At 69.7% G+C, this 2,231-nt stretch carries 4 protein-coding genes; 2 read left to right on the forward strand and 2 right to left on the reverse strand.

Going from position 1 to position 2,231, the window contains the following annotated elements; genetic code table 11:
• On the reverse strand, positions 1–201 hold a 201-nt coding region (locus ACFWY9_RS28175; protein ID WP_378340298.1), incomplete at its 3' end, for a cupin domain-containing protein.
• A 116-nt stretch (positions 202–317) separates the two neighbouring features.
• On the opposite strand from ACFWY9_RS28175, the gene ACFWY9_RS28180 reads away from it, so the two are divergent.
• Together ACFWY9_RS28180 and ACFWY9_RS28185 are read left to right on the forward strand one after the other, a co-directional pair.
• On the forward strand, positions 318–1,046 hold the full coding sequence (locus tag ACFWY9_RS28180) for an SDR family NAD(P)-dependent oxidoreductase (RefSeq protein WP_378340299.1): 729 nt from the start codon (positions 318–320) through the stop codon (positions 1,044–1,046).
• Between the two features lie 111 nt (positions 1,047–1,157).
• Entirely contained in the window at positions 1,158–1,382 is a 225-nt protein-coding gene (locus ACFWY9_RS28185) for a three-helix bundle dimerization domain-containing protein (RefSeq protein ID WP_378330074.1), read from the forward strand.
• On the opposite strand, the gene ACFWY9_RS28190 is transcribed toward ACFWY9_RS28185, so the two are convergent.
• Positions 1,379–2,122 (reverse strand): dienelactone hydrolase family protein, encoded by a 744-nt coding sequence (locus tag ACFWY9_RS28190; RefSeq protein ID WP_378340300.1) that lies wholly within the window; start codon positions 2,120–2,122, stop codon positions 1,379–1,381. The genes ACFWY9_RS28185 and ACFWY9_RS28190 overlap by 4 nt on opposite strands.
• Between the last annotated feature and the right edge of the window lie 109 nt (positions 2,123–2,231).

The raw sequence follows: 2,231 nt of genomic DNA on the forward strand, positions 1-2,231 counted from the left end.
GCGGCCGCAGCCGCCCCCGCCCTCTGTCTCGTGGGCTCGGCGAGGTTTACACGCGCCCGGCCCGGCTCCCTCGCGCCCCACCTCGGCGGCGAGCGGCGGGGCGTCGGCGTAGGTGAGGGACCACGGCGGCCGCCGGATCAGCTGCCGGACCACGGCATTGCGGGCACGGGCGCGGTGCAGCAGGTCGCTCAGGACGTCCACAACGACCCACGCTAGACGACCGCAAAGGTATTCGCGACGTTCTCTTATGGATCGTCTTGGCATCGAGGAGTTGGCTGAAGCCCGGTTCTTCGTTGTCCCAGAACAGGAGTTGCTTCATGTCCCAGACGATCGCCGTGTTCGGTGCGGGTCCCGGTCTCGGTCAGGCCGTAGCCCGCCGGTACGGACAGGCGGGCTACGAGGTCGTCCTCGTCGCCCGCCGCCAGGAGCCCTTGGAGCGGTTCGCCGAGGAGCTGGCCGCCGCCGGCATCACCGCCCACGTCGTCACCGGCGACCTGTCCGACAGCGACGCGGTCCCGGCGCTGGCCGAACGGATTCGCGCGAAAGCCGGTTCCCTCAACGCTTTCTACTACGGACCGGCGCCCGCGGATCCCGGCTTCGTCGCCGCCACCACCCTGCTCCCGGAGCAGGCGCGGGAGCTGATGCCCAAGACGCTCTACAGCTTGCTCGCCCTCGTTCAGGAGTTCCTCCCGGCCATGCTCGACCAGGGCAGTGGGGCGATCCTCAGCGCCCAGGGCGCGGCCGCGATGCGGGGGTTGCCCCGGATGAGCGGCTGGCCGCCCGCGCTGGCCGCGCAGCGGAACTACCTCCAGTCCCTCGCCGAGGAGGTCGCCGGCAAGGGGATCTACGTCGGCATGCTCTTCGTCGGCGCGCTCATCGTGGGAAGCGCCGCCGCGGAGCACCGGGTCGTCGAGGCCGCGGGACTGCCGGTACCCGAACAGCCCAGCGCCGATCCCGCCGACCTCGCCGAACTGCTCTGGACCATGCACCAGACCGGGAAACCGCGCGAAACCCTTGTCCCCGAAGGGTTCTTCGACGGTCTGTGAGGCCAGGACGCCCGCCCCGGGCCGAGTGTCCGGGGCGGGCGGGCCACTTGTGGCGCTCGGCCGGTGCCCCTATCGTTCGGCGGTGTCCGGTTCCGACTTCGGGGAGTCGCCATGTCCGCCGATCCTCCGCACCTGCCGCCGAGCGACGAAGCACTCGAAGAGCTGACCGATTCGCTGGCCGCGCGTTTCCCGGCAGGCCGGGACGAGGTCGCGGCGATCGTGCGCCGCACGTACGACGAGGTGAGCGCTGACGCCCCTGTCGACGCCTATCTCGTGCACCTGACCGAAGGCAAGGCCGCCGGGGAGCTCCGCGCCCGCTACCCGGCACACCACTAGTTCTTGACGCGTTCGAGCAGCGCGAACAGGTTCTCCCAGTGGCGCTGCTCGCCCGCCTCGTTGTACGCGGCGGTGTCGGACATGGTGTAGCCGTGGTCCGCGCCTTCGTAGATCTCCGAGCGGTAGGTGACTCCCGCTTCGTCCAGCGCGGCTTCGAGAACCTTGATCTGCTCGTCCGTGATCGAGTGGTCCTTGTCGGCGTGCCCGAAGTACACCTCGCCGGTGATGGCGCCGACCCGCAGGTGCGGGCTGTCGGGCTGATCGGTGACGAGGTTGCCGCCGTGGAAGCTCGCGATGGCCTTGACCCGCTGGGGGAGCCCCTCGATCACGCGCAGCGCGTTCGTGCCACCCATGCAGTACCCGGTGATCACGACCGGCTCGTCGGTGACGCCGTCCTGCGCGGTGAGGAAGTCGATGTACTTCTCCGCGTCCCTGGTGATCGTTTCACTGCCGAGCGCCTGGATCAGCGGCATGATCCGGCCGAACAGCTCGCCCCGCTTGTCCGGATCCGCGAGCGCGCTCATGTCGATCTCCTGCTTTCCGCCCCGATACAGGAGATTCGGGGCGAGCACGGCATATCCGGCAGCCGCGATCCGCTCCGCCATCTCCTCGATCCGCGGCCGCAGCCCGAACGCGTCCGGGAACAGCAGGACCCCGGGATGCGGCCCGCCGTCCGGTACGACCAGGTACGCGTCTGCGGTCCCGTCCGGCGCCGGGACATCCACCATCGTTTTGCGCATTTCGCCAGTACTCCCCATTGCTCGTCGGCAGTCTTCGAAGATCAGCCTAGTCCCGATCGGCTTGCCGGTGGGCGGGCTGAAGGACGCTTTCGGTGCATCGAGCGCACCG

The organism is Amycolatopsis sp. NPDC059027 (genome assembly GCF_042739735.1).
GTDB lineage: Bacteria > Actinomycetota > Actinomycetes > Mycobacteriales > Pseudonocardiaceae > Amycolatopsis.

Excerpts from the sequence above, each read along its gene's own strand:
- ACFWY9_RS28190 (WP_378340300.1), bottom strand. The coding sequence starts at position 2,122 with ATGCGCAAAACGATGGTGGATGTCCCGGCGCCGGACGGGACCGCAGAC.
- ACFWY9_RS28180 (WP_378340299.1), top strand. The coding sequence starts at position 318 with ATGTCCCAGACGATCGCCGTGTTCGGTGCGGGTCCCGGTCTCGGTCAG.
- ACFWY9_RS28185 (WP_378330074.1), top strand. The coding sequence starts at position 1,158 with ATGTCCGCCGATCCTCCGCACCTGCCGCCGAGCGACGAAGCACTCGAA.